The organism is Leeuwenhoekiella sp. NPDC079379 (assembly GCF_044542075.1).
Taxonomy (GTDB): domain Bacteria; phylum Bacteroidota; class Bacteroidia; order Flavobacteriales; family Flavobacteriaceae; genus Leeuwenhoekiella.
Map to the genome: position 1 here is coordinate 198,940 of NZ_JBITTU010000001.1, position 25,736 is coordinate 224,675.

Consider the following 25,736-nt stretch of genomic DNA (forward strand, 5'->3'; position numbering starts at 1 on the left):
TCAACTTTATCTTTAATTTTTGGATATCAATCCTTTTGTAAATTCATTAAGCGTTTCTACCTTTTCTTCAAAATCGCCTTTAATGGTTTTTCTATATTCGTTGATATTTTTAACCATATCGTCAATATTCTCAGGTATAACATCCTCAAAAAACTGTCTAAGACGTTTTGCTGTGGTAGGTGACTTTCCGTTAGTCGAGATTGCAATTTTTACATTACCTTTTGTTACAATACCACCCATATAAAAGTCACAAAGCTCTGGTACATCTGCAATATTACAGAGTAGAAAACGCTTTCTTGCAGCTCTATAAATTCGTTTATTTACAGCTGGGCTGTCTGTTGTAGCAATAACAACGTGACGCTTTTTAAGCATAGAACGCGTAAATCTCTTTTTAGTGATTTTTACATTAAACGTACTTGCTAAAGCTAAGGTTTCAGGTCTGAAAAAAGGAGAGACCATCTCAACTACAGCATCTGGACTTGATTTTGTGAGAAACGTTAATTTTTCTAATGCTACATTGCCTCCACCTACAATGAGTATTTGCAAGTTACGTACTTTTAGAAAAACCGGGTAAAGGTTATTATTCTCTTGAGGATCAATTATCATACGCTGTATATTCTAACTGCAAATTTAGCAATTGTGCACGATGTCTTACCACTTCGCCTATCACAATAATTGATGGGTTAGTAAGTTTTAACTCTTGCACTACAGATTCTATGGTGTCAATAGTGCCCACACCTATACGTTCTTCTGCAGTTGTCCCATTTTGAATAATCGCAACAGGAGTTTCATTTTTTCCGCTTTTGCGAAATAAATTTGTAATCTCTCCTAGCTTACTCATTCCCATAAGGATTACAACTGTAGCAGAGGATTGTGCTGCAAGTTTTACATCTTCAGAAAGTTTATGATCTTTAGTTGTACCTGTAATAACCCAAAAACTTTCAGAACTTCCTCGTTTAGTTAAAGGTATATTTTGATATGCCGGTACCGCAAGAGACGAAGATATACCCGGTACCATTGCTACCTCAATTCCGGCAGCTGCAGCGATTTCCATCTCTTCTGCACCTCGTCCAAAAATAAAGGGATCGCCACCCTTTAAGCGTACCACGTGGCCGTGACTTCTTGCCCGTGAAATAATTAAATCATTAATCTGATCCTGCTGGTATGCGTAACATCCTTTGCGTTTCCCAACAAATATAAGTTCGGCATTTTGGGCATATTCAAGAAGTGATGGGTTTACAAGCGCATCGTATAGAACAACATCTGCGCTTTGCAAGGCTTTCACCCCTTTCAACGTAAATAATGCAACATCTCCAGGCCCGGCTCCTACTACGGTAAGTTTTGGATTGTTAATTGGCATGAGCTAGTTGATTTTTTCGGTAAACATCTGCTCTGCTAAAGAATGCATTTGCATCAGAAAGATACGATTCAGCAAAGTCTTTAGTTGGCTCGTTATTCTGTATTTGATAAACTAATTCTGCAAAGGTTTTATCTATGGAAAGTGTAGCGTCTTCCTTAAATGTCTCATCAAACTCAGCAATTATATTTGCCTGTGTATTTGTCTTTACATTTTCTGAAAGTAAAATCGCTTTAGCTCCATTAACCAGACTTGCATACGTATGATATACGCTATCTGCCCAGCGTTTTTCTTCAAAAGATTCTATCGCACTTCCCAGCTTATCTTTAGCTTCTAAAAGTAGTGTTTGTACTAGATCAATTACTACACCAGCACACTCACCTACTCCAACTTCCTGAATATATTTTTCATCATTACCCCAGTCTATAAAGTCTGATGCAACCAGGTTGTCTGTATCTGAAAACGGTTTTAAGAAATCATAAAAATAACGCTGCCCTTTCTCATCATAATAACTTAGAAAATCTAAATCACCAGCATTCTCCTTATAATCATCAAGAATTGCACGTAGCGCCTGAGGTCCTCGTTTACTAGGAATTTTTATGACTTTATCTGCAAAACGACCCTGACCATCACCAAGTACACCACCACCTAATAAAACCTGAAGTGCCGGAGCCACCAATTTATCTGGAGTACGCACAGACATCCCCTGAAAACCAATGTGCGCCATATTATGTTGCCCACAGGCATTCATACAACCACTAATCTTAATCGTGATTTCTTTATTGTTTAAATATTCAGGATATTCTGCAATAAGAACATCTTCTAATTTATCTGCAATACCGGTACTACTTGCAATCCCTAAATTACAAGTGTCTGTACCGGGACATGCAGTAATGTCTGCCGTAGTTTCATATCCCGGACGAGCAAAACCAAGATTGGCTAGTTGTGAGTAGAAAAAAGGAATTGCCCCTTCCGGTATATTTCTTAATAAGATATTTTGACGCAGGGTGAATCGCAACTCATCGCCTGCATATTTTTTAATTAATCCTGCTAAAGCACGTGCCTTTTCAGTAGAAAAATCACCTAATTTAACTTTGATCCCTATAGCTACTAATCCGTTTTGTTTTTGCTTAAACACATTGGTAGCTTTCCAGGCTTCATAAGCTTTAAGGTCTTCAATTGTTACCTGTGGTGCTTCCGTTAAAGGAGCTGTAATTTCTTTTTCAAATTCTGCAGTATCAATCTCAAAAGTTTTATAAGCAAGTGCTTTCTGCTCTTCTTCCACTAAGGCCATAAAACCATCTACTCCCAGATCTTTTATAAGGAATTTCATACGTGCCTTAAGACGACGTGCACGCTCACCGTGACGGTCAAAAACACGTAACACACCTTCAATTAAAGGGATTAGTTGGTTCACCGGTAAAAACTCATGTAAGGTATCTGCGTGACGCGGTTGTGATCCTAAACCACCACCCAACATCACTTTAAAACCACGTGCACCATCTTTAATCTTGGGTATAAAACCTAAATCATGAATAAATGCCAAAGCAGAATCATCGTCTGTAGAAGAAAACGACATTTTAAATTTTCTGCCCATTTCCTGAGAAATAGGATTCCGCAGAAAATACTGAAAAGTCGCGTGAGCATAAGGTGTTGTATCAAATGCTTCATCTGGGTTTATCCCTGCATCAGGACTTGCAGTTACATTACGTACGGTATTACCACAAGCTTCACGAAGCGTAACATCACTTTTCTCAAGTTCTGCCCACAATTCTGGAGTACGATCTAAACTCACATAGTGAATCTGAATATCCTGGCGTGTGGTTATATGTAGTTTTCCTCTAGAATACTCATCAGAAACATCAGAAATACGCAAAAGCTGATCACTAGTAACTTTACCATAGGGTAATTTTATACGAATCATCTGCACTCCTTCCTGACGCTGACCGTAAACACCTCTTGCAAGTCTAAGACTTCTAAAACGCTCTTCATCTATCTTTCCATCTTTAAAAAGCTTGATTTTACGCTCAAGTTCTATGATGTCTTTTTCTACAACCGGGTTTTCTATTTCTGTTCTGAAGCTTTGCATAGCTTTTGTATTATATTTTTATAATTCATTTTAATCCTATGGGTGAAATAGGATTTTAGCAAAAAAGGATGCTTAAAATTATCATCCTTAAATCTGCGATTGTTAACCTATAAAACCAACTCCAGCAGTTGTGTTGCTCTGTGTATCAATTAAGATAAAAGAACCCCCTGCTTTATTATCGGCGTAATTGTCAAAAAATAAATTCTTACTCAATTTAAAGTTAACCTTACCTATCTCGTTTAGCGTGAGTTGATTTTTAGAAGTATCTTCTCCAGAATAATCAGTAGCAATAATACTTTCTATACTATCTATCTTGGCTAGAATTCGGTTCGAGTTATGCTGTATCTCATATTTTGCACCGGGAACTAATGCTTTCCCATCCATCCAACAAACTGCTGCTTTTAATGTCTTAGAAGATTGTGGCACCTCATCAGACTTCACTAAAACATCACCTCGGGTCACATTAATATCATCTTCTAACGTAATAGAAACCGAACTTCCTGCAATAGCCTCATCATACTGCTCATTAAAAAATTCTATAGTTTTAATTTTAGAAGATGTTAATGAAGGTAAAACCGTTACAGCATCTCCTACTTTGAGACTGCTTCCATAAATTTTACCGGCATAACCGCGGTAATCGTGAAATTCATCTTTCTTAGGTCGTATTACCGTTTGTACAGGAAAACGAGCAGCTGTTAATTCGTCTTGCTCTGGCTGTAGTTCTTCAAGATAATCTAGAACACTCACCCCATCATACCAGGACATAACATTTGTTTTCTTTGCAACATTATCCCCTTTTAACGCACTTATAGGAATAAAAGTTATCTGCTGATCGTCATAACTGCTTTGAGCATTAAGCTTCTCAAAATCTGCTTTAATATTCTCAAAAACCTGCTGATCATAATCAACTAGATCCATTTTATTTACAGCAACAATCACATGTTTTACACGCAGCAAATTATTGATAAAAAAATGGCGGTACGTTTGTTCGATCACGCCTTTACGAGCATCTATTAATATGATTGAAGCCTGCGCCTGTGAAGCACCGGTAACCATATTACGCGTATATTCTACGTGACCCGGTGTGTCTGCAATGATGTAACTTTTCTTTTTTGTAGAAAAATAAATGTGAGCCACGTCAATGGTAATTCCTTGTTCACGTTCTGCTACTAAACCATCTGTAGCTAACGAAAAATCAAGATAATCGTATCCTTTTTTCTTACTGTTGCGCTCAATGGCCTCAAGTTTATCGTCTGTTAGCGACTTTGTATCGTAAAGCAAGCGCCCTATCAAGGTACTTTTACCATCATCTACACTACCTGCTGTTGCTATTTTTAGAACTTCCATTTTTATATTTCCCGTCCCTCTTTATGAGAAAGAGTTTTGTGGGTATTTTTAATTCGTATTCGTTTTCTTTAAGCTTATTGAATATTCTCTTGTCTAATAAGACTAAAAATACCCTTGTTGCTTGCGCTTTTCCATTGCTGCTTCAGAGCGCTTATCATCTATACGTGCTCCTCGTTCTGAAATAGTAGAAACTTTAATTTCACTTACAATGCGTTCTATTGTGTCTGCTTCAGATTCTACAGCTGCCGTACACGTCATATCGCCTACCGTTCTAAAACGTACAATACGCTCTAAAACTTCTTCATCTTCCTCACGATATACATATTTTGACGCACTCCAGATTAGCCCGTCACGCACAAATGTTTTACGCTTATGGGAAAAATATATAGATGGAATTTCAATTTGCTCCTGCTCTATATAACTCCATACATCAAGTTCAGTCCAGTTTGAAATAGGAAAAACACGTACGTTTTGACCGATTTCAATCTTTCCGTTTAAAAGATCGAATAACTCTGGACGCTGATTTTTCTCATCCCATTGTCCAAAATCATCTCGTACCGAAAAAATTCGTTCTTTAGCTCGTGCTTTTTCTTCGTCACGACGTGCGCCACCTATACAAGCATCAAACTTAAATTCTTCAATTGCATCTAAAAGTGTCGTGGTCTGAAGCATATTTCGGCTTGAATATTTACCGGTTTCTTCAGTTACTTTACCTGCATCAATCGCATCCTGTACGTTGCGCACAATCAAATTCAACCCTAATTCTTCTACTAGTCGATCTCTAAATTCTATAGTTTCAGGGAAGTTATGACCGGTATCAACGTGCAAAAGTGGAAACGGAATTTTACCTGGATAAAATGCTTTTTGCGCTAAACGCACTAAGGTAATACTGTCCTTTCCTCCTGAAAATAACAATACCGGATTTTCAAACTGAGCAACTACTTCTCTAAAGATGTAAATAGCTTCGCTTTCTAATGCATTTGTTTTTAAAATCTTACTCATTGTATGCTTGTTTTAGGCGTGTAAGCCACACTCCCGATTCTCCAAAACTTTTGTTGGATCAAAATATTTATGTTCGTTTGGCAGGTTATGTTCTGTCAAAAAAGTATCTAATTCTTCGTCGCTATAGTAATAAAACGGACTCACTTTTAATACACCATCTGCTCCCAGGCTCAATATATCTAAGTTGTCACGATGTGCCGTTTGCCCCTTTCTAAGATTTGTAAACCACACATCTGGTTTATGATTTGCCATGGCTCTTTTAAATGGCTCAAGCTTTACCTGCTCTGTAAACACCTTATGTAATGGATCGTCTATTTGCGGAATACCCATTACAACATCTCGATGTGAAGTTGTTTGTTTTGGGACATATAAGTCAACGTTTAACTCGAGAAGCTTAATAACCTCTTCAGCGTGTCTATAGGTATTAGGTGTATTATAACCCGTATCACACCACACTACCGGAATATCTTTTTGAGCCTTACTGGCCGCATATAATATTGCAGCTTCATAGGGTCTAAAATTAGTTGTAACCACAGGATTGTTTGCATTCTCAACAGCCCAATCTGCGATTTCTAAAGGTGATTTAGCTCTCAAATCAGCATTTAATTGCTGTAATTCTTCAGTTGAATAACTCATTATTTTCCCCAGTTTATAGTGTTCCAAAGACGCTCGTGAAAAAAGTATAATACCATTTTAGTGACTAGCTCAATAGCTCCTATTGAAAAAGCTAATGCTAGCGTACCTGTAACAAACCAGGAAATTAATATAGTATCAATAGTACCTACTAATCTCCAGCTAATAGATTTAACAACGCTTCGCAATGGTTTCTCTGAAGTGGCATCCTTTTTAAACGTAGCCTTCTGTGGCTTGTCTGTGCGGGTTTCGCTATATACGTGATCTAAAATCATATCTCAACTACTAAATTCTGTATTTTACTTTAATCCTATCGATTTAGTAGGATTATAAGGCAAAAGTATACCTCGTGTACTTTGTGACCAAACATTTTAGATATTTTTTTGAAACTTTTAAGTGATTTTCAGCATTTAAGCTATAAAACAAGAATTCTGCAACTATTCCTTTATTAGATCTGCTAATGTGTTATTATTGAGCACAGCTAGATTGCTGTCTCGCAACTGCACCATTAAACTGTGTACCGAACATGCGGTCTCATCAGGGCAATCATCACATTTTTCGTAGAAATTTAAACTAACACAAGGCACCATAGAAACGGGACCTTCAAGAATACGCATCACCTCAACCATTTTAATGTCTGCCGGTTGTCTGCGTAGATAATAGCCACCACCTTTTCCTTTCTTGCTTCCCAAAAAACCGGCTTTACGCAAGGTAAGCATAATGCTTTCTAGAAATTTTTGAGAGATATTTTCACTCTTAGCTATGGCTCCTATCTGCACAGGATCTTCACCTTTATGCTTTGCCACAAAGGCTAGCGCCTTTAAACCGTACTTTGTTTTTTTTGATAACACAGCCTAAAAGTATGCAAAAAGTTATTATTCTATGCCTTTAAAGCTTGATCCAGATCTGCAATAATATCTTCTACGTGCTCAAGACCTACTGAACAACGTACTAAACCATCTGTAATACCTACTTCAAGACGGTCTTCTTCAGCCAGTTTACTGTGGGTTGTAGAAGCGGGGTGTGTAACAATTGTGCGGGTATCTCCCAGATTTGCTGAAAGCGAACACATTTTAATCGCATTTAAAAAATTACGACCGGCATCAATGCCTCCCTTTACTTCAAAGGCAACAATATTGCCTCCTAAACGCATTTGTTTCTTAGCTACTTCGTACTGAGGGTGTGATTTCAAAAAAGGATATTTCACCATATTCACTTTATTGTGACCTTCTAAAAATTCAGCGACTTTAAGTGCGTTTTCGCAATGACGATCTGCACGCACGTGAAGTGTTTCTAAACTTTTTGAAAGAACCCAGGCATTAAATGGTGACAATGCCGGCCCGGTATTACGGGCAAATAAATAAATCTCACGTACTAAATCTGAACGACCTACAGTCACGCCGCCTAAAACACGACCCTGACCATCAATCATTTTTGTCGCAGAATGAATTACCAAATCTGCTCCAAATTTAATTGGCTGTTGTAAATACGGTGTTGCAAAGCAATTATCAACTACAAAAATAAGATTATGCTTTTTTGCTAAGTCCCCTAAATACTGAAGATCCAATACATCACAACCGGGATTTGTAGGAGATTCTACGTAAAGAATTTTAGTTTCAGGCTTGATGAGACGTTCTGCTTTATCTACTTCATCTACTCTAAAATAGGAGGTTTCAATATTCCACTTTGGGAGGTATTTTGTAAAGAGTGTATGTGTTGATCCAAAAACTGAGCGTGCCGAAACAATATGATCACCACTATCTAAAAGTGCTGCAAATGTAGAAAACACCGCTGCCATACCTGTTGCAAAAGCATAACCAGATTCGGCTCCCTCCAGCTTGCAAATTTTATCTACAAACTCACTGGTGTTTGGGTTTGTAAAACGGCTGTAAATATTACGTTCTTTCTCTTCGGTAAACGAAGCGCGCATATCTTCTGCATCCTCAAAAACAAAACTCGAAGTCAGGTATAAAGGCACAGAATGCTCTAAGAATTCACTTCGGTTTAATTGGGTGCGTATCGCTTCAGTTTCAAAATGCTTGCTCATTACTTTATTAGATGTTAGATAATAGACATTAGATTTGAGATACTCGTTTTGATGATCTAATCAGATGTCTAAAATCCTGTTTCGTTTTTTCTTGTGGTCTTTAAAAGGTTAGAACGTTTAATCGCAATATCGTTAATCGCCTCTTATACTTCATTTTTAGACCCTTTCTTTTCTATTTTCTGTATTCTTTTATCTAAAATCTTAAGTCTTAGATATTAAATCTACTCGACTTCTTTTCCGTTTAAAAACACCTTATAAGCAATATCAACACCCGCTTGCAAAGTAATCGACACCGAACAGTATTTCTCAAAACTTAATTTTGCGGCGCGCAAGGCTTTTTCCGGCGGAATGTCTCCTTCTAAATACACGTGTACACGCATCGCTTCAAAAGGTTTGGCACCTCCTACTTCTTTGCGATCACCTTCTACTTCCACGTGATATGAATCTACCTCTAGCTTTTGCTTTTTTAAGATTGAAATGATATCAATAGCACTACAGCCACCTACACCCATAAGGAGTAATTCCATAGGACTACTACCCTGAACCACATCTCCGGTTTTATTATCTATCATCACCGAATTGCCTGAAGCTCCTTTTGCTTCAAACAGGTAATCGGTGTTTTTACGTTCAAGTGTAACTTTCATTTTGTATTATTTAATTATTTCGTTCTGCGAGTTTTAAAATATCTCCAAAAACTCCTCTTGCTGTAACAGCAGCACCGGCACCTGCTCCCTGAATCACTAATGGGTTCTCCCCATACGATTCTGTATAAATCTCAAATATACTGTCGCTTCCTTTGACCTGGCCTAAAGCTGAATTTTTAGAAACTGTTACCAGCTTAACTTTAAGTGTCCCGCCATCTTCTTGAGATAAATCTCCGTAAAGGTCGCCAACATAACGTAAAACCTCACCCTCTTTTAACGCTTTTTTACGCGCTTCAAATACAGAATCGAGTTCTTTTAAACGACTTAAAAAATCTGAAGCCGCTCCATCACGCAAATTATCAGGAATAAGATTTTCGATCTGCACATCACTAAACTCCTTATGTAAGTCGAGTTCGCGCGCTAAAATTAACAGTTTACGTCCTACATCATTTCCGCCCAGATCTTCCCGTGGGTCTGGCTCTGTAAACCCTTTATCAATGGCGTCCCCGAGCACATCAGAAAAGCTTCGGTCTTCTACAGAAAAAGTGTTGAATAAATAACTAAGCGATCCACTAAACACTCCCTTTATACGCGTAATATTATCACCTGAAAGATGTAATAATCGTATGGTATCAATAAGTGGTAAACCTGCACCTACATTAGTCTCATACAAGTAGCGCTTTTGATTTTCATCTAAAACCCTGCGTAATTTTTGATAGAAATCAAACCCCACAGTATTTGCAATTTTATTTGAAGAAACCAGATCAAAACCGTTTTTAGCCAGATCGATATAGTTTTCAATAAATTGCGCACTTGCAGTATTATCTATTGCAATCAAATTAGCCAGATGATTTGCTTTCGCGAAAGCGATAACCTCTTTTACACCACCATCTATTGCTTGTGCTTCAAAATGTGATTTCCAGTTTTCTGTTGCCCCGTTTTTATCTAACAATACCTTCTTAGAATTAGCTACAGCAAAAATATTAAGTGAAATACCCTTACGATCTTGAATTGTTGCCGCAGAAGCAAGAATTTGATTAATCAAAGTACCTCCTACTAGCCCCTGGCCAAAAATAGCAACATTTATTTTTTTAGCGATGCCAAAAATTTCACCGTGAACTACATTAATAGCCTTATTCAATTGAGGTTTGCGCACGACAACACTTACATTTTTACCGGTTACCGTATTATTAAAAAGTAATGGAACGATGCCATTTTTTATGAGTTCGCTATAGGGTTTATGAAAGGTGCTTAAATCCTGCCCTATTATCGAGATCACAGCAACCTCATCAATAACTTCAATGCGGTTTACATCCTGATTTTGAAAATCTGCCTCAAACTCAAAACGCAGTGCAGAGATTGCCTGCTGAGCTTGCTTTGTTTCTACAACTAATCCTATACCGCGTTCTGAAGAGCCTTGCGCAATAATACTCACGCTCACACCACTATTTCCCAAAGCTCTAAAAATACGGGCATCTACACCCACTTTACCTAAAAGACCACGGCCTTCTAGATTAATTAAAGCCATCTCACTCAATACCGAAAGGGACTTAATACCTTCCTGCTCTGTTTGTGCAGTGATTAAAGTACCGGTGTCTTCTGCATTAAACGTATTTAAAATACGTAAAGGAATATTCTTCTCAATCAACGGGATGATCGTCTTGGCGTGCAACACCGAAGTTCCAAAATTTGCGAGTTCGTTTGCTTCACTATACGTTAAACGCTCAATTTTCTGAGCATCAGGCACCATATCAGGATTTGCGGTAAAAATACCATCTACGTGGGTGTAGTTTTGCAACTCGCCTGCATCAAGGTAGTTTGCTAGTAAAGAAGCCGTGTAATTACTCCCGTTTCTACCTAAGGTGGTCGTTTGATTATCTTCATTACTGGCGATAAAACCGGTAACTACATTTACAGTATCGCCATTATACTTGGCAAAATGCTTTACCACCTGTTCTTTTGAACGGGTATCATTAGGCTGTGCATTGCCAAAAGTCCCATTGGTTTTTATAAGTTTACGGGTATCTGCAAAGTGCGCTTTAACACCTTGTTTTTGTAAAAGATGCGTTACTGTTTTTACTGAAATTAATTCTCCAAAGGACAAGACCTCATCTTTCACTTTTCGGCTGTAATCTCCCAGTAAAGCTACTCCTTCAAAAAGACGTTTTAATTCTGAAAATTCTTCAGTCAAATCAACATCAAAATTATGTTGTTGATAGGTTTTAAAAGCATCAAATCTATGTTGGATATCTAAGCCCGAAGCAGCTCCCTCAAGTAGCGCTTCTAACTCATCTGTTGCACCACCTCGTGCAGAAAGAACCACTGCTATGCGCTCGTGATTATTTACTTTAGATTGAATAATATCAAGAACAGTATCTAATCCTTTCCCATTTGCTAATGATTTTCCGCCAAATTTTAAAATTTTCAGCTTTGCGGTATCTGCTCTAAATACAGGATATAACAATTGCTCAAGCTGTTCAAATTCGATTAAAAAGGCATCGTGACCGTGTACCGAATTAATCTCGCCATAGGTTACATTGTTCTTATGTTGCGCCAGCTGCTTATACGTTTCTCTGTTTTCTGCAGGTGTAAAAAATAGATCAGAATCTACTCCTATGATGTGAATATTTGCCTCTACCTTACTTAAAATCTCATTAAAACCTTCGCGACCACGAGTTACATCTATAGTTTTTAGAAGCTGATTCATTAACCGGTATGCTGCTACCTGAAAGCGGTCTTTTAACTTGTGTCCGTGATGGTCTAACCAGCTTTCTACATTAAAGATTTTAAGATCTTCATTTGTGCTGCGCTGAAATTTATTCTTAAATGACTCTGGTGTTCTATAGCACAACATCGCGTGCATACGCGCATCGTGAACTGGCTGTGAAGAGTTTTTTAATATTTGTTCCTGAATCTGGCAGTTAGCAATAAGCCAATCTGTAGACTTCCAGTCTGATGCAACGGGGATTAGATGCTTAGTAATATCTGGCTGAAGTGCAATCATCTCCCAGGCAATACCGCCTCCCAGTGAGCCTCCTACAATAGCAAAAAGTTCCTTAATCTTCAGTAATTTAAGACCTTCTAAAAAGGAACGCGCCACATCCTGAGCCACAAAATCTTTATAGTTCTCGATCAAGAATCCGTCATAACCATTCCCCGGAATATTAAACGAAAGAATGCTATACGTATTTGTATCTATACACTTATTCTCTCCTATAATTTCATTCCACCAGCCGTCTTCACCACTCACGTGCGAGTTACCGGTAAGTGCATGGTTAACTAAAATTAACGGCGCTGTCCCCAGTTTTTGACCAAATGTCTCATAACTTAATGGCAGATCTAATTGATAACCTGACTGCGTTATGAAATTTAGTATTTCAAGTTTGTGTACCATTTAGGGTAAATTGTAGTATTAATCGCCTATCTCCAGACAGGCGATTTGTAATTTTATGTAGTAACTGCTTATTTAATTTGTGCGAATGCCGCTTTTAGATCAGCTTTTAAATCTTCAACATCTTCAAGACCTACAGAAAGACGTATTAAATCTTTAGTAACTCCCGTTGCTTCCTGAGCCGCATCTGGCAGTTGCTGATGCGTAGTACTTGCCGGGTGTATAATTAATGATTTAGTATCTCCTATATTTGCCAGCAGTGAAAAAATTTCCGTTTTATCTGCAACTGTTTTCGCTCCTTCAAAACCACTTTTTAAACCAAAAGTCACGATCCCACTTTGACCGTGAGGCAGGTATTTTTTTGCTAAAGTATTGTATTTACTACTCGCTAAACCAGGATAGTTAACCCAGGTTACCTCAGGTTGTGCTTCTAACCAGGTTGCTAATTCCAATGCATTTTCACTATGTTGTTTGATGCGGACTTTTAAAGTCTCTAATCCCTGAATAATTTGAAAGGCATTAAACGGACTCAAAGCAGCACCGTGATCTCGTAACCCTTCAATACGCGTTTTTGCAATAAAAGCTGCTGGTCCTAAAACATCGTGATATACTAACCCGTGATAACCTGCAGAAGGCTCTGTAAACTCGGGGAATTTTCCGCTAGACCAGTCAAAAGTACCTGCATCGATAATAACCCCACCTAAAGAAGTTCCGTTACCATTAATGTATTTAGTCAAAGAATGAATTACAATATTTGCCCCGTATGCAATAGGATTTAAAAGTGCAGGTGAAGCGACGGTATTATCTACTATTAAAGGTATTTTATGCTCTTTAGCAGTAGCAGAAATTCCTTCTAGATCTAAAACATCAAGCTTAGGATTTCCTAAAGATTCTACAAAAATAGCACGTGTGTTATCTTGTATAGCAGAATCAAAGTTTGAAACCTCATCAGGATTAACAAATGTGGTTGTTATACCAAATCTGGGGAGCGTAACACTCAATAAATTATAAGTTCCTCCATAGAGACTGCTCGAGGCTACAATATGATCTCCTTGCTTTAAGAGTGTGAGCAACGCTGTGTTAATCGCAGCAGTTCCAGAGGCTGTCACGACAGCTGCAATACCACCTTCTAATGCAGCAAGACGTTGCTCTAAAACATCATTTGTAGGATTATTTAAACGTGTATAAATAAAACCAGGTTGCGATAGATTAAATAATCCTGCGGCATGATCAGAATCATTAAAAACGTAACTGCTGGTCTGGTAAATAGGCACAGCTCGTGTACCACCATTTGTAGTAGTGTCATGACCGGCGTGTAAAGCTTGTGTTGAAAATTTTTGAGTACTCATTTTTCTCATTTTTAGTTAAAAAATTAAACCAAAAGTCAAATAGTGCCGCCCTGGCATCAATTACAAGAAAAATGTTATGAAGAAAAAACTATTTATGAACAAATAGTTTGTTAGGTTATCTATCATCAGTAATTAAACTGTTGTAGAATTTAGCACCTTCATCCCGTAGGAAGGGTTGCTAAGGCTTCATTGGGTCTATCCCTCCGCCTTTCTTGATAACATTTCAGTAAGTGTTTGAACTTTGTGAGTGTAAAGATTGCAAAACCTTTTACAGATATGCAAGTAAAGGACGTTTAATTTTACAAAATGAAAAGTTTTCATAAGATTTTGATTCCCGTTTTTTAATACCTTCTAAATTTATACATTTGCCACCCAAAAGAGGAAAGATTTGACTGATTGCAACCTCTTATACTGAATGATTTTTCGGTGTAAAAAATGCTAAAGGCAGTAACCACTACCATTAAGAAGCATTTGTCAAATCTTTTTTCAGCTTAAAGAATAATCCTCTGTGGAAACACCAGAGGTATAAATTGATAACTAATTTTAAATTTTGGTTAATTCTTAAATTTGAAACCCACTAGGGAAAAAATTGCTTGAATGGCTTACTTATTTACCTCAGAAAGCGTGTCTGAAGGACACCCGGATAAAATCGCTGATCAAATTAGCGATACATTATTAGACAATTTTCTAGCCTTTGACCCCGAGTCAAAAGTAGCTTGTGAAACACTTGTGACTACCGGCCAGGTTGTACTTGCCGGAGAAGTAAAAAGCGATACGTATATAGACGTTCAAAATATTGCAAGAGGCGTTATCAATGATATTGGCTACACTAAAGGTGCTTACCAGTTTAGCGGAGATAGTTGTGGCGTAATCTCTTTAATACACGAGCAATCTAAAGATATAAATCAAGGTGTAGACCGAGCTTCTAAAGAAGAGCAAGGCGCGGGAGATCAAGGGATGATGTTTGGGTATGCGACTAAAGAAACGGCTAATTATATGCCTCTCGCTTTAGACATCTCACACCGCATAATGATTGAGTTGGCAAAACTACGCCGCGAAGAAAAAGACATCACCTATTTACGACCAGATGCTAAAGCACAGGTGACTATTGAGTATTCTGATGACAACATACCTCAAAAAATCGTTGCTATTGTAGTTTCTACACAGCACGACGAATTTGATGAAGATGAAAAAATGCTTGCTAAGATTAAAAATGATATGATTTCTATTTTAATCCCACGCGTAAAGGCAGGTCTTACAGAAGATATTGCTAAACTATTTAATGACGAGATCACCTACCATATTAACCCAACAGGGAAGTTTGTTATAGGTGGTCCTCACGGAGATTCTGGTCTTACAGGGCGTAAAATCATCGTAGATACCTATGGCGGTAAAGGTGCTCACGGTGGTGGTGCATTTTCTGGTAAAGATCCCAGTAAAGTAGACCGTTCTGCGGCTTATGCTGCACGACACATTGCTAAAAATTTAGTGGCTGCAGGTGTAGCTGATGAGGTTTTAGTACAGGTATCTTATGCTATTGGTGTTGTAGAGCCCACTTCTATATTTGTAGACACTTACGGAACTAAGAATGTAGCTATGAGCAACGGTGAGATAGCCACAAAAGTACGTGAGCTATTTGATATGCGCCCTGCGGCAATTGAAGATCGTTTAAAATTACGCAATCCTATTTATAGAGAAACTGCGGCTTATGGTCATATGGGGAAAGATCCGCAGGTTATGACAAAGGTTTTTGAAAGCCCATATAGCGGTAGAGTTACTAAAGAAGTTGAACTCTTTACCTGGGAAAAGCTTGATTATGTAGATCAAGTAAAAGAAGCTTTTGGCTTGTAAACTTAAATACATCACAAACTATATCTAATGCCATTCAGTCTGAATGGCATTTTTTAATTTTAGATTTAAAAACAATGGCACTCTTACTTATACGCAACGATAAAAATTATACGCCGTGGATTGATGCTTTAAAAAAAGCCGATTCTTCAATCAACGTAGTAACTCCCGAGACGGTAGAAAATCGTGATGAGGTTATAATGGCTGTTACATGGAAAGCTCCACAAGGAAGTTTTGCAAATTACCCTAATCTAAAAGCGATAGGCTCTATGGGTGCTGGTGTAGATCATTTATTTGAAGATAAATCATTACCCGGCGATGTGACTCTTACTCGCGTAGTAGACGACAAGCTCGCCAGTGATATGCAAGAATTTGTAAGTGCTCTATGCCTTAATCACATTAGAAATCTAAAAGTTTATTCGGCATTACAAGATCAATCAAATTGGAAACCTACTCCATATCGCAGAGCAAAAGAAGTTTGTGTAGGGGTTTTAGGACTAGGAACATTAGGCCAGGCTGTGGGAACTATGCTAACTAATGTAGGCTTTAAAGTCACCGGCTGGTCACACTCAAAGAAGGAAATTGAAAATATAACTAGCTATTCTCAAAACGAACTTGATGCGTTTTTAGCTGAAGCTGAAATTCTTGTCTGCCTACTCCCTTTAACTGAAAAAACTGAAGGAATTTTAAATACTGAGTTATTTTCTAAACTTCCTAAAGGTGCGTATTTAATAAATGTTGCTCGAGGAGGACACCTTGTTGAAACTGATTTGATTGAAGCCCTAAACAATGGACAATTGAGCGGTGCAGCATTAGATGTTTTCAATACAGAGCCTTTGCCAGAAGATCACCCGTTCTGGAATAATAAGGATATTATAATCACACCACATATTGCAAGTATGAGCAATGCGGCTTCGGTTTCTGCACAAATTGCCGAAAATTATAAACGATTGCAAGACGGAAATGAATTGATGAATACAGTATCTAATGAAAGAGGATATTAATACTCATTCAATTGCTGAAAACCATTGAAGACGGGTTTGAAAGTTACCCGAAACATCTTTAGATTTTAATTTTTCAGATACTAGTGCTAATTCAGAATCATCAGGTTTACACAAACAGGATTTTAAGAAATAGAATACCACTTGATTACGCGGATCTATGCTACTTTCAGGGTATTCTTTTGCTAGAATACGAGTCACTTTTGATGTTTTTCCTCGGTATACATCAATCATTAAATCGTAAAGTGCAATACGCTCTTCAAATAGGTTGTATGTGCTCATTGTATTAACAAGTAGATCTTCAGATTTATTTAAATATTTTTTAGCAACCTGAAGAAAATTAAGACGAACTTCTTTTTCTGAAATATTTAGTGAAAAATCCATATAACGCTCTGCAAGTTTAAACGCAGTATTGTACTGCTGTTTTTGGTAATATTGAATTGCAGATGTATTGGTAAAAGCAATATTGATTTGATACTTTTTCAATTCCCGAATTAAATCAAAGGCATTTAAATATCCTTTATGATGGTAAATGACCGCTCCGTTACCATCCATAATATAAAAATCGGGTATGGCATTCACTTGATAAGATCGAGCTAAATTCTTTTGGCGATCAAAATCAATCTTAACCGGAATAAAAGCTTCCATCAAACTTTGCACCTCAGGATCACTCCATGAATCTTTATCCATTTTTAAACAAGGTCCGCACCACGAAGCCCAGAAGTCTACTAGTATTAATTTATTTTGACCTAAGGCTAGCTTCTGAGCGTCTTCTAATGAATGGAGCCAGTTTGTTGCAAATGAATTTGAAGTTGTAAATAAAATAATTACCACAAGTAATTTTTTAATCATACTAAGATCTATTTTGAGAATTACTATTAGCAATTATAATAGTTTATTTAGAGTTACCAGAATTTTAAACTAACTATCTTAACCTCATTCGTTTTAACTTCCATTCGTTAAAACACCCCTAATTATTTGTAAAGTAAGGTTAAATAAGACATTTTCGGGCTTTAACCCTTATATCTTTATTCAAAATTAAAAGATTATGGATCAAGCAAAGTATGACGAAATGGAAAAAATGCTTCACAAACTGGAAGATATTAAAAACAGCCAGGAAAGCATTATCGATAAAATAAATCATGTAATTACAGACCTTTTTCAGCATCCAGATAAGGAACTTGAAAAAGCAATGGAAGCTGCACATCAAAAAGCATCAGATAATGTCGACAAAATTTCAGAGGCCATTGAAGCCTATGAGATGAAATTCAATAAAGCTCAGTTATAACTGAGCCTTAACTATCAAATACAAAAACCGTAAAGTTCTACAGAACCTTACGGGTTTTTTTCATCCTTTATAACGCTAATTAATTGGGATTATAAATTGTATTTAACAGAGAGCATAACGATACGCGGCTGTACAAAGTATTCAGTTGTGGTACTAAAGGTCTCATTAAAACTGTCATTGTTTAATGAGTCTACATTAAGCAAATTAGTACCGTCTAAACGGAACTCCCACTTACTTTCTGGCTTTTGATAGCGCAATCCAGCTTCGATAAACGAATATTCGTTCTGTGTAGTATCGTCTTTATCATAATAATTATAATAACTCCAATCTGCGGTAAATGTAAAGCCGTTTAAAAATTTTACATCCACATTTGCAAATGGCCGATCTGTATAGAAAATACGCTCTAAACCACCGTTTTCGTAGTTGTTTATACTTCGGTTATATCCTATTTCAAAATTTGGAGCATTCTTAAAGTTAGTCTCTACACTCCCTTGATAATTTTGGGTAAAATTTTGAGATAATGTAGGCTGCGCATTTACAATATTATTAAGCTCGCTATATGAAACGCTTCCGCTCAAATTTGCTTTCCATTTTCTAAACGTCTTTTGAAATCTACCGTTAGCACTTAATACCTCATCAACAAAATTACTATTGATAGGAGATGAAGCCTGATTGATCTGGTTTATTGCTGTTTGACTTTTTATGGCATCTATACGTTTTGTATAGCTCAACCCACCATTAATATTAGTGAAGTTGAACATATTGAAGTTGAAATAATTCAATCGCGCCGTATGAAAAATTGCATTTTCAATCTCTCTGTTACCTCTAAACATCCGGTTATAATTATTGAATACATAGCCTTCAGCAAAATTATTTACATCTGTATAATCTGCAGTCATCTGGTAATCCAGACGTAAACTTTCACTTTGCTTAAACTGTGCTATTGCATACAAATCTGGAAGTAATTTGAACTCGCTCTCACTGGTTTCAGTTCCTAATTGTTCTGAAGCGACTGTGTAATTATGCAAGGTTAATCCCGGAGTAAATGTAAATATGCCAGTTTTAAATTTGTAATGCGCTCCTACAAATACATCACTAAATTTATAGGTAACATCGTTATTAAGACTATCTCCTACAAAATTGTTTAAACTCCCATTATCTAAAATTTGAAATATATTAGAGTTAAAATTTTGTCTGCTCAACGTGGTACCAAGAGTTAAATTAAGGTTGCTCTTATCATTTATCACGTAGTAATAATCAATCTTACTATCTATTTTATTGGTCTCAATCATTTTATCCTGATTGATATCAAAATTAGATTGATTAATAGTATCTAACGGAAGGATTTGTGTAAACGGCTGCTGTTGTAACGTCGCATTGTAAAAAGGATCCTCATTCTGATATAAATGCTGAATAAAACCGGCAAAGATATTCTTATCGTCTAACGTGTAATATGCGTTTAAATTCTGGTTAATGCTAAACGGGTTATTATCTTTTTGCTCATCTATGTCATTTGAGGTTGTAGTGCCTGAATCTGTAAAAACAGATAACGCATCTGTTATTTCACTTTGATTTGATTTTTTAGCTAACACATCATAATCTAATTGTAGTTTATCATTAGGTTTATAGATCGAACTAAATTTTACCATCCCTAATTGATTACGCTGCTCGCTAGACTCTGTATTTACTTCTGTGGCTTCTGTAGCAATATAATTACGCAAAGAGCGCTGAATAAAATCTGTAGCGTTATCACTAAATAAAGCAAAGCCACTTATATCCCAAGCGTCTGATGCTTCATAACTAAAGTTTGCAGCACCAAAGTTTGTAGAGATTTCACTTGCTCTATTATTTTGGGTAGTTAAAAAGCTTAACCCGCTATCTGCAATATTAAATGAGGTACCGCCACGCTGATTAAAATTTCTAAATCCTCCTGTAAAATTTAAGTAATCTCTAAAAGTAAAAGGCACATCACCGGTATTATTTGTATTTCCAATCACATTAATACTTCCTTTAGGACTGTAGTAAAACAGCTTTGTACTCCCCAAGTAACGCGTTTTTTCGCCATCTCCTAAACCACCTTGAATCTCTCCAAACCAAAAGTTCTTTTTACCTTCTTTTAATTTTAAGTTTATTGCTACATTATCTTGATCATTCCCTAAACCCCTCATTTGATCAATCTCATTGAAGTTCTTTAAAACCTCCACTTTCTTCAATGCATCTGCAGGAATATTTTTTACAGCTAATTTTGAACTTCCGTCAAAAAAATCTTTACCTTCTATCATTACCTTAGATACTGTTTGACCTTCTACTTGTATTTCTCCATCATCACTAACCGTAACCCCAGGTAATTTTTTAAGAATATCTCCTAGTTTCTGTTCGGTGCCATTAGTAAAGCTATCTGTGTTATAGACTATGGTATCTCCTCGAACTACAACGGGCATCTCGTACACAATTTCCACATCGTCCAGTTGGTTCTCTGCAGGTAAAAGCACAAAATCTAGTGTAATATCATCAGCATCTTTCTCGATGTTGAGTTCGCGTGTAGTGGGTGCAAGTCCTAAAAAACTAGCAACCAGGGAATAATTATATCCTGATGGTAAATTAAATTGAAATTTACCCGCTGTATTGGATATAGCATACGACTCCATTTCTCCTGTGTCGCTGTGTGTAGCTATTACGTTAGCCAATTCTAAGGGTGTTCCTGCATCGTCTTTAACTGTTCCTGAAATGCGTACGCTTTGAGCAGTTGTAGATAGACTTATTAAAAAAATTAGGCTGAAAATATATTTCATTGCTTGTACTTGTTAGTTGGTTTTTTGGTTGTTTAAAGCAAATTATTATCCTCTACCACCGGGACCATTACGTCTCCCGTTTCCAAAACGCTCTGCCATTTCCTTAGTTTTCTCTGCGACTATCTTTTCATATTCTAACCTTGAAACTTTATCTCCCTTTTTAGGAACATCAATTTCGATACCCTCTTTAGGGTTAATTACGATTTTATTACAAAGAATTACGGTGCGGCCCGCTGTAACTTCTAGTACGAGACCGGGAAGACCCCAGAATTCATCAGGACCTTGACTTACCGGTATTTGAGGTGTATACCAGACTGTAATTAATTCTTCGGTAGGCTTTGAAGATTCTTCTTTATTCTCATCACCGCCACGTCTGGGGCGCATTGCTTCCCAAGGATTTTCATCTATTTTTCGTATCGCAGTGGCTTTAAATGCTGCATATTGCCCTATCATTTTACTCTCTTTCTCAAGTTTCCAATCTAATTTTGACAGCGTATCTTTTACAAGAAATTTTTTACCCATCAAATCATTCTCGCGAGCATAGACATTGTCTGCTACATTTTTATAAACGCCCCCTTGTGAGAAACCACCACCAAAACGCATACCGCCACCACCCGCACCCGGGGTTTCTAATTTTTCTACCTCTTCATAGATAGACTCGTCTTTTGTAAAAGTCAGGGTAAAGGTTTTTTCTAATCTACTTTTAATACGTTCTGCAAACTGCTTTTTTTGTTGTTCACTAATTTCACGACCTCCAAAACCTTCCATATCAAAAGAAGTTTTGGATTGATAGGTAGCTATACCTCCATCAAATGTCTGTGCGCTAAGTGCAGTAGTTAAAATACTAAAGATAAAAGCGAGAACTAAAGATTGAATTTTCATAAGTCATATGGTTTATCGCTCTTTGACATTTTAAATTCTGAAAGGTTTAAAGTGATTAGTAAAAATCATCCTCCTATTTTGATAGTAAAACTTTTACCATCTCCCTTATTGCTGCTATTACGCTCTAACCATTCTTCCATCTTTTCTTTTTCGATGGCTTTAAGGCTGGCTTCGTCTACGATTTTTCCACCTACGGGAGCTTTTATTTCAATTTTCTTTTCAGGATTAAGTACAATCTGGGTACATAAAATGCTTTGTTTACCATCTTGAACTTCTAAAATCAAGCCTGGTAAACCCCAGTTCATATCTGGCCCATGACTTACGGGAATTTGAGGCGTGTACCAGACAGTAATGGTTTTGGCAAACGAAGTATCAACTGTTTTCATAGAGTCTGAAGCAAAGGTTTGAGTGTTTACCATTTCAGTGCGCGTGGCTTTAAAGCAGGTATAATCACCTATTGATTTGCGCTCTCTTTCCAGTTTCCAGTCTGGCTTAGCAAGTGAATCCTGAACCAGAAATATTTTACCCAGCACATCTTCCTGCCGCTGGTAATTTTGAGTTGCAGTATTTGAGTACAAAACAGTTTGACTTTGATTTACTTTTATTTGTAATCCGCTAGTATTTCCTATGTTTGGAGTTGCCAGCTTCTCATCTTCTTTGTATAAGGATTCGTTTTGATTGAAGGTGAGCGTGTACGTTTTTTCAAATTGTTTTTTGAGCTGCTCTGCGATTTGCTTTTGCATCGCATCATTCATATTTTTCCCGCTCATTTTAAGATCTACCTGACGTCTACTTTTATACGTTGCCACGCCTTGAAAATTCTGAGCCTGTACTGCTTCCGCGAATGCGAGAAAAAAAGCCATAATTGAAACTATTTTAATTATCATGTCTGTTTGATATTTGATTGATTCTGAAACAAAGATGGGCAACTGTATAAACTAAAACCGTTAACCAGTGTTAACGTCTGTTAACCGAAAAACCTGCTGTCATATTTTCGATCTATTTTTGAACTATGCAAAACCGAAAGTATTCTTATCTAATTTATTTTATTGCTGCCGTAATGGGCATTACACTGGCTATACAGATATATTGGAACTATAAAAACTATCAGTACAGTAGGCAGCAACTCATTAATGAAGTGCAGACAAGCTTAGATAATGCAGTAGATACCTATTACACGATTTTGGCTAAAGAAAATACCATAGGATTACGCTTTGATAATCAAAATGCAGACAACCCTGTTTTAGAACAAACGATAGATAGTTTGATGCGCAAAATTGACAATAGCAGTAAAGGATTTAGGGGTATAGATTCTATTGATGCTGGGAAAATTAATAACATCACGGTTTTGAAAGCATCTACAAATGATAGTTTTTTTAAATCACCTGAGACTCAAAATATAATTCTTAATAAAAAATTCCGGGATTCTGGACTTCAAATTAAAAGACTCAAAACCGACACCTCGAAAATAAAAAAACGCACACCTTCAGAATGGTCGGCTTTTACCTCAAAAATTATCGTATCAATAAAAGAAGATACTATTCAACCCAAAAAAATGGATAGTCTTATAAGACTTGAATTATTAAGAAAACAACTTGATATACCGTATGGTGTTTTATTTATTGCTAAAGACAGCACCGCTCAAAGTGTAAACTCGTATTACATAAATAAATCAAATCTCAACACATCTTCAAATTCAAAACTTTTACCTGACGATAGTAGTTTGCATATCTATTTTTCTAATATTTCATGGATAATTTTAAAGCGGAATCTTTTAGGCATAATGCTTTCTACACTTTTAGTGAATTTGGTTCTTGTATGTTTAATTTTTTTGCTCAACATAATTAATCGTCAAAAACAACTGGCAGAAGTCAAAAACGACCTCATAAGCAATATCACTCACGAGTTTAAAACGCCTATCGCTACCATAAGTGTCGCTCTGGAAGGCATCAAAAATTTTAATACTGAAAACGATCCGGTTAAAACCGCTAGTTATATCAATACTTCGGCTAACCAGCTTAATAAACTCTCAATGATGGTTGAAAAATTACTGGAAACCGCGACTCTTGACAGCAATGATCTTTCGATTAATAAGGAAGAAATAAATCTTAACGATTTATTGCAAAGCCTTATACATAAACATCAGACTTTAGCCACAGGAAAGAAATTTAGTTTCAGCCAGATTGATAAAGATGTAATTTTAGTTGGCGATCCTTTTCATCTCGAGAATGCTTTTAATAACCTGCTGGATAATGCGGTCAAATATGGAGGCGAAAGCATTGATGTAGAGCTGGAAAATCTATCCTCTAAAATCGTAATACAAATTGCAGATTCTGGTAAAACCTTAAGTAAAGGCAATACAAAGCAAATTTTTGAAAAGTTTTACCGGGTTCCTACAGGTAATACACACAATGTAAAAGGGTTTGGAATAGGACTGTATTATACTAAGAAAATTATTGAAAAACACGGTGGAATTATAAGTGTTGTTACTCTACCACAAACTACGTTTAAAATCGAACTTCCCCATGACTAAAAAAACCTACATCCTCCTCGCTGAAGACGAAGCGGCATTAGGACAAATCGTAAAAGAAAGTTTAGAAACTCGCGACTTTATAGTGGACTTAGCAGAAGATGGAGAGAAAGCGCTAAAGCTATTCCGTGAGAATACTTATGAAGCCCTGGTTCTTGATGTGATGATGCCTAAAAAAGATGGCTTTACTTTAGCAAAAGAGATTCGAATAGAAGATGATACTATTCCTATTATTTTTCTAACGGCAAAATCGCAAACCAGTGATGTAGTAGAAGGTTTTAGTATAGGCGGTAACGATTACCTTAAAAAGCCATTTAGTATGGAAGAGCTAATTATACGTATTCACAATTTGCTACAACGTAAAACGCTTCAAATTAACACCGATTTACTGGAACTAGGCAGCTACCTGTTTAACTTCCCAAAACAAACGCTACAGTATGAGGACGACGAACTCGTTTTACTCACACACCGCGAGGCGCATTTACTTTTTCATCTGGTTAAAAATAAAAACCAGGTGCTTGACCGCAGTCTAATACTTAACAAACTTTGGAACTCTGATGATTTCTTTGCCGCTCGTAGTATGGATGTTTTTATCTCTAAACTGCGCAAAAAACTAGCTAAGGACGAAAGCATTCAAATTATTAATGTAAGAGGGTTCGGGTATAAATTGACATGCTAACCGGCAAACTTTTCAATTGATTCATTTTAAATATGTTTGCTTCTTTTTCGTATTTTTCAACAATGCGTATAATTGCCCTTTTATTAATTTTCTTACCACGGCTTACACTCGCTCAGGACCTAGCAGACTTCTATGCAATTCCTCTTAAAATAAGCATTCCACTGGAAGCTGATCAATTTATTGGGGTTGATGCCTATAAGAACTTGTATTACACTAAAGACAAAACATTATTTAAACAAAGTACTGATAAAACGATTCAATTTAGTGATTTGTTATTGGGCGATATAAGCGAAGTTGATTTAACTAATCCGCTGCGTATTACACTATTTTATGCCGAATCAAATACAGCTGTAATTCTCGATAACACGCTTAATGAGATTACCCGAATAAAATTTAATGAACTTGAGAATTTTAGAAATGTGAGTCACGCTCGTACTGCTAGTGACCGCAGATTATGGATTTTTAATACAGATTTACAGCGCCTTGAATTATATGATTATCAAAACAATACATTTAATAGCGATTTTAACCCACAGCCGTACAACGCTTTAATGCTCGCCAGTAATTTTAATACCTGCTGGGTTCTAACAGACGATTTACTTTACGAGTACAATCAATACGGAAGTTTACTCAATAAACACACTGCGAATGGAGTAGGCCAAATTCAGTATTCAAACGATCTATTAATAGGTAAATATGATGGAAAACTTTCAGTTAAAGCAAAATCAAACAATACGTGGATTCCTATTAAAAACCTTCCGGAAGATAGCATTGCATTTTATTTGAATGCAGGAATCCTGTATCTTTACCGTTCTGATCTAATCTCAACCTACAAACTAAATCTACCTAAATAACAA

At 36.7% G+C, this 25,736-nt stretch carries 22 protein-coding genes and 1 riboswitch; of the genes, 6 read left to right on the top strand and 16 right to left on the bottom strand.

The annotated features are described in order from the left end of the window. Nucleotides 1-12 precede the first annotated feature (12 nt). The 12 genes from ACIGAM_RS00800 to ACIGAM_RS00855 all read right to left on the bottom strand — a co-directional run bounded on the left by ACIGAM_RS00800 (nt 13) and on the right by ACIGAM_RS00855 (nt 13,859). Nucleotides 13-606 carry a bifunctional precorrin-2 dehydrogenase/sirohydrochlorin ferrochelatase gene (locus ACIGAM_RS00800; RefSeq protein WP_396509579.1) on the bottom strand — a complete coding sequence of 198 codons (594 nt, stop codon included), beginning with the start codon at nt 604-606 and terminating at the stop codon, nt 13-15. Beyond that, on the bottom strand, nt 596-1,360 hold the full coding sequence (gene cobA / locus ACIGAM_RS00805; protein WP_396509580.1) for a uroporphyrinogen-III C-methyltransferase: 765 nt from the start codon (nt 1,358-1,360) through the stop codon (nt 596-598). Before cobA ends, ACIGAM_RS00800 begins: the two co-directional genes overlap by 11 nt. Further along, a complete protein-coding gene (locus ACIGAM_RS00810; RefSeq protein ID WP_396509581.1) occupies nt 1,350-3,446 on the bottom strand; it encodes a nitrite reductase in 2,097 nt (698 codons plus the stop codon). Before ACIGAM_RS00810 ends, cobA begins: the two co-directional genes overlap by 11 nt. 102 nt (nt 3,447-3,548) lie before the next feature. Then, entirely contained in the window at nt 3,549-4,793 is a 1,245-nt protein-coding gene (locus ACIGAM_RS00815) for a sulfate adenylyltransferase subunit 1 (RefSeq protein ID WP_396509582.1), read from the bottom strand. 102 nt (nt 4,794-4,895) lie between these two features. After that, nucleotides 4,896-5,795 (bottom strand): sulfate adenylyltransferase subunit CysD, encoded by a 900-nt coding sequence (gene cysD / locus ACIGAM_RS00820; RefSeq protein WP_028376636.1) that lies wholly within the window; start codon nt 5,793-5,795, stop codon nt 4,896-4,898. Nucleotides 5,796-5,807: 12 nt separating this feature from the next. Continuing rightward, a complete protein-coding gene (locus tag ACIGAM_RS00825) occupies nt 5,808-6,431 on the bottom strand; it encodes a phosphoadenosine phosphosulfate reductase family protein (protein ID WP_396509583.1) in 624 nt (207 codons plus the stop codon). Continuing rightward, nucleotides 6,431-6,703, bottom strand: a complete 273-nt coding sequence (locus ACIGAM_RS00830; protein WP_396509584.1) for a DUF2061 domain-containing protein — start codon at nt 6,701-6,703, stop codon at nt 6,431-6,433. The genes ACIGAM_RS00825 and ACIGAM_RS00830 overlap by 1 nt, the downstream gene beginning before the upstream one ends. A 162-nt stretch (nt 6,704-6,865) precedes the next feature. Beyond that, complete coding sequence (locus tag ACIGAM_RS00835; protein ID WP_396509585.1) at nt 6,866-7,279, bottom strand: RrF2 family transcriptional regulator; 414 nt, start codon at nt 7,277-7,279, stop codon at nt 6,866-6,868. Between the two features lie 29 nt (nt 7,280-7,308). Continuing rightward, nucleotides 7,309-8,475 carry a trans-sulfuration enzyme family protein gene (locus tag ACIGAM_RS00840; protein ID WP_396509586.1) on the bottom strand — a complete coding sequence of 389 codons (1,167 nt, stop codon included), beginning with the start codon at nt 8,473-8,475 and terminating at the stop codon, nt 7,309-7,311. Between the two features lie 221 nt (nt 8,476-8,696). Then, nucleotides 8,697-9,119: an OsmC family protein gene (locus ACIGAM_RS00845; RefSeq protein ID WP_396509587.1), complete on the bottom strand. Its 423-nt coding sequence runs from the start codon at nt 9,117-9,119 to the stop codon at nt 8,697-8,699. Nucleotides 9,120-9,129: 10 nt separating this feature from the next. Continuing rightward, entirely contained in the window at nt 9,130-12,513 is a 3,384-nt protein-coding gene (gene thrA / locus ACIGAM_RS00850; RefSeq protein WP_396509588.1) for a bifunctional aspartate kinase/homoserine dehydrogenase I, read from the bottom strand. 68 nt (nt 12,514-12,581) lie between these two features. After that, on the bottom strand, nt 12,582-13,859 hold the full coding sequence (locus ACIGAM_RS00855; RefSeq protein ID WP_396509589.1) for an O-acetylhomoserine aminocarboxypropyltransferase/cysteine synthase family protein: 1,278 nt from the start codon (nt 13,857-13,859) through the stop codon (nt 12,582-12,584). Nucleotides 13,860-13,971: 112 nt separating this feature from the next. Further along, nucleotides 13,972-14,081: riboswitch (SAM riboswitch) on the bottom strand. A gap of 375 nt (nt 14,082-14,456) precedes the next feature. Between ACIGAM_RS00855 and metK the strand changes: the two genes are divergently transcribed. Together metK and ACIGAM_RS00865 are read left to right on the top strand one after the other, a co-directional pair. Beyond that, nucleotides 14,457-15,710 carry a methionine adenosyltransferase gene (metK, locus tag ACIGAM_RS00860; RefSeq protein WP_396509590.1) on the top strand — a complete coding sequence of 418 codons (1,254 nt, stop codon included), beginning with the start codon at nt 14,457-14,459 and terminating at the stop codon, nt 15,708-15,710. A 74-nt stretch (nt 15,711-15,784) separates the two neighbouring features. Continuing rightward, entirely contained in the window at nt 15,785-16,711 is a 927-nt protein-coding gene (locus ACIGAM_RS00865) for a 2-hydroxyacid dehydrogenase (RefSeq protein ID WP_396509591.1), read from the top strand. A gap of 3 nt (nt 16,712-16,714) precedes the next feature. On the opposite strand, the gene ACIGAM_RS00870 is transcribed toward ACIGAM_RS00865, so the two are convergent. Then, nucleotides 16,715-17,560 carry a thioredoxin domain-containing protein gene (locus ACIGAM_RS00870; RefSeq protein ID WP_396509592.1) on the bottom strand — a complete coding sequence of 282 codons (846 nt, stop codon included), beginning with the start codon at nt 17,558-17,560 and terminating at the stop codon, nt 16,715-16,717. 196 nt (nt 17,561-17,756) lie between these two features. Here ACIGAM_RS00870 and ACIGAM_RS00875 point away from each other — a divergent pair, with 196 nt between their 5' ends. Beyond that, nucleotides 17,757-17,996 carry a hypothetical protein gene (locus ACIGAM_RS00875; RefSeq protein WP_371457703.1) on the top strand — a complete coding sequence of 80 codons (240 nt, stop codon included), beginning with the start codon at nt 17,757-17,759 and terminating at the stop codon, nt 17,994-17,996. A gap of 89 nt (nt 17,997-18,085) precedes the next feature. Here the strand turns inward: ACIGAM_RS00875 and ACIGAM_RS00880 are convergent, their stop codons facing one another. The 3 genes from ACIGAM_RS00880 to ACIGAM_RS00890 form a co-directional block, all read right to left on the bottom strand. After that, a complete protein-coding gene (locus tag ACIGAM_RS00880; protein WP_396509593.1) occupies nt 18,086-20,788 on the bottom strand; it encodes a carboxypeptidase regulatory-like domain-containing protein in 2,703 nt (900 codons plus the stop codon). A gap of 45 nt (nt 20,789-20,833) precedes the next feature. Continuing rightward, complete coding sequence (locus tag ACIGAM_RS00885) at nt 20,834-21,670, bottom strand: GLPGLI family protein (RefSeq protein WP_396509594.1); 837 nt, start codon at nt 21,668-21,670, stop codon at nt 20,834-20,836. 65 nt (nt 21,671-21,735) lie between these two features. After that, nucleotides 21,736-22,533, bottom strand: coding sequence for a GLPGLI family protein (locus ACIGAM_RS00890; protein WP_396509595.1), 798 nt, complete (start codon nt 22,531-22,533; stop codon nt 21,736-21,738). Nucleotides 22,534-22,682: 149 nt separating this feature from the next. Here ACIGAM_RS00890 and ACIGAM_RS00895 point away from each other — a divergent pair, with 149 nt between their 5' ends. From ACIGAM_RS00895 to ACIGAM_RS00905, 3 genes are read left to right on the top strand one after another with little or no spacing between them, the layout of a single operon-like run. Next, nucleotides 22,683-24,203, top strand: coding sequence for a sensor histidine kinase (locus tag ACIGAM_RS00895; RefSeq protein ID WP_396509596.1), 1,521 nt, complete (start codon nt 22,683-22,685; stop codon nt 24,201-24,203). Then, a complete protein-coding gene (locus ACIGAM_RS00900) occupies nt 24,196-24,879 on the top strand; it encodes a response regulator transcription factor (RefSeq protein WP_396509597.1) in 684 nt (227 codons plus the stop codon). The genes ACIGAM_RS00895 and ACIGAM_RS00900 overlap by 8 nt, the downstream gene beginning before the upstream one ends. A gap of 32 nt (nt 24,880-24,911) precedes the next feature. Continuing rightward, nucleotides 24,912-25,733 (top strand): hypothetical protein, encoded by an 822-nt coding sequence (locus tag ACIGAM_RS00905; protein ID WP_396509598.1) that lies wholly within the window; start codon nt 24,912-24,914, stop codon nt 25,731-25,733. The last annotated feature ends 3 nt before the right edge of the window (nt 25,734-25,736 follow it).

Bases quoted from the DNA above. Each gene is read 5' to 3' on its own strand.
- ACIGAM_RS00840 (WP_396509586.1), bottom strand. From the start codon at position 8,475: ATGAGCAAGCATTTTGAAACTGAAGCGATACGCACCCAATTAAACCGA.
- ACIGAM_RS00855 (WP_396509589.1), bottom strand. From the start codon at position 13,859: ATGAGTACTCAAAAATTTTCAACACAAGCTTTACACGCCGGTCATGAC.
- ACIGAM_RS00815 (WP_396509582.1), bottom strand. From the start codon at position 4,793: ATGGAAGTTCTAAAAATAGCAACAGCAGGTAGTGTAGATGATGGTAAA.
- ACIGAM_RS00885 (WP_396509594.1), bottom strand. From the start codon at position 21,670: ATGAAAATTCAATCTTTAGTTCTCGCTTTTATCTTTAGTATTTTAACT.
- cysD (WP_028376636.1), bottom strand. From the start codon at position 5,795: ATGAGTAAGATTTTAAAAACAAATGCATTAGAAAGCGAAGCTATTTAC.
- thrA (WP_396509588.1), bottom strand. From the start codon at position 12,513: ATGGTACACAAACTTGAAATACTAAATTTCATAACGCAGTCAGGTTAT.
- ACIGAM_RS00905 (WP_396509598.1), top strand. From the start codon at position 24,912: ATGTTTGCTTCTTTTTCGTATTTTTCAACAATGCGTATAATTGCCCTT.
- ACIGAM_RS00810 (WP_396509581.1), bottom strand. From the start codon at position 3,446: ATGCAAAGCTTCAGAACAGAAATAGAAAACCCGGTTGTAGAAAAAGAC.
- ACIGAM_RS00800 (WP_396509579.1), bottom strand. From the start codon at position 606: ATGATAATTGATCCTCAAGAGAATAATAACCTTTACCCGGTTTTTCTA.
- ACIGAM_RS00865 (WP_396509591.1), top strand. From the start codon at position 15,785: ATGGCACTCTTACTTATACGCAACGATAAAAATTATACGCCGTGGATT.
- cobA (WP_396509580.1), bottom strand. From the start codon at position 1,360: ATGCCAATTAACAATCCAAAACTTACCGTAGTAGGAGCCGGGCCTGGA.
- metK (WP_396509590.1), top strand. From the start codon at position 14,457: ATGGCTTACTTATTTACCTCAGAAAGCGTGTCTGAAGGACACCCGGAT.
- ACIGAM_RS00845 (WP_396509587.1), bottom strand. From the start codon at position 9,119: ATGAAAGTTACACTTGAACGTAAAAACACCGATTACCTGTTTGAAGCA.
- ACIGAM_RS00830 (WP_396509584.1), bottom strand. From the start codon at position 6,703: ATGATTTTAGATCACGTATATAGCGAAACCCGCACAGACAAGCCACAG.
- ACIGAM_RS00880 (WP_396509593.1), bottom strand. From the start codon at position 20,788: ATGAAATATATTTTCAGCCTAATTTTTTTAATAAGTCTATCTACAACT.
- ACIGAM_RS00870 (WP_396509592.1), bottom strand. From the start codon at position 17,560: ATGATTAAAAAATTACTTGTGGTAATTATTTTATTTACAACTTCAAAT.
- ACIGAM_RS00900 (WP_396509597.1), top strand. From the start codon at position 24,196: ATGACTAAAAAAACCTACATCCTCCTCGCTGAAGACGAAGCGGCATTA.
- ACIGAM_RS00825 (WP_396509583.1), bottom strand. From the start codon at position 6,431: ATGAGTTATTCAACTGAAGAATTACAGCAATTAAATGCTGATTTGAGA.
- ACIGAM_RS00890 (WP_396509595.1), bottom strand. From the start codon at position 22,533: ATGGCTTTTTTTCTCGCATTCGCGGAAGCAGTACAGGCTCAGAATTTT.
- ACIGAM_RS00895 (WP_396509596.1), top strand. From the start codon at position 22,683: ATGCAAAACCGAAAGTATTCTTATCTAATTTATTTTATTGCTGCCGTA.
- ACIGAM_RS00875 (WP_371457703.1), top strand. From the start codon at position 17,757: ATGGATCAAGCAAAGTATGACGAAATGGAAAAAATGCTTCACAAACTG.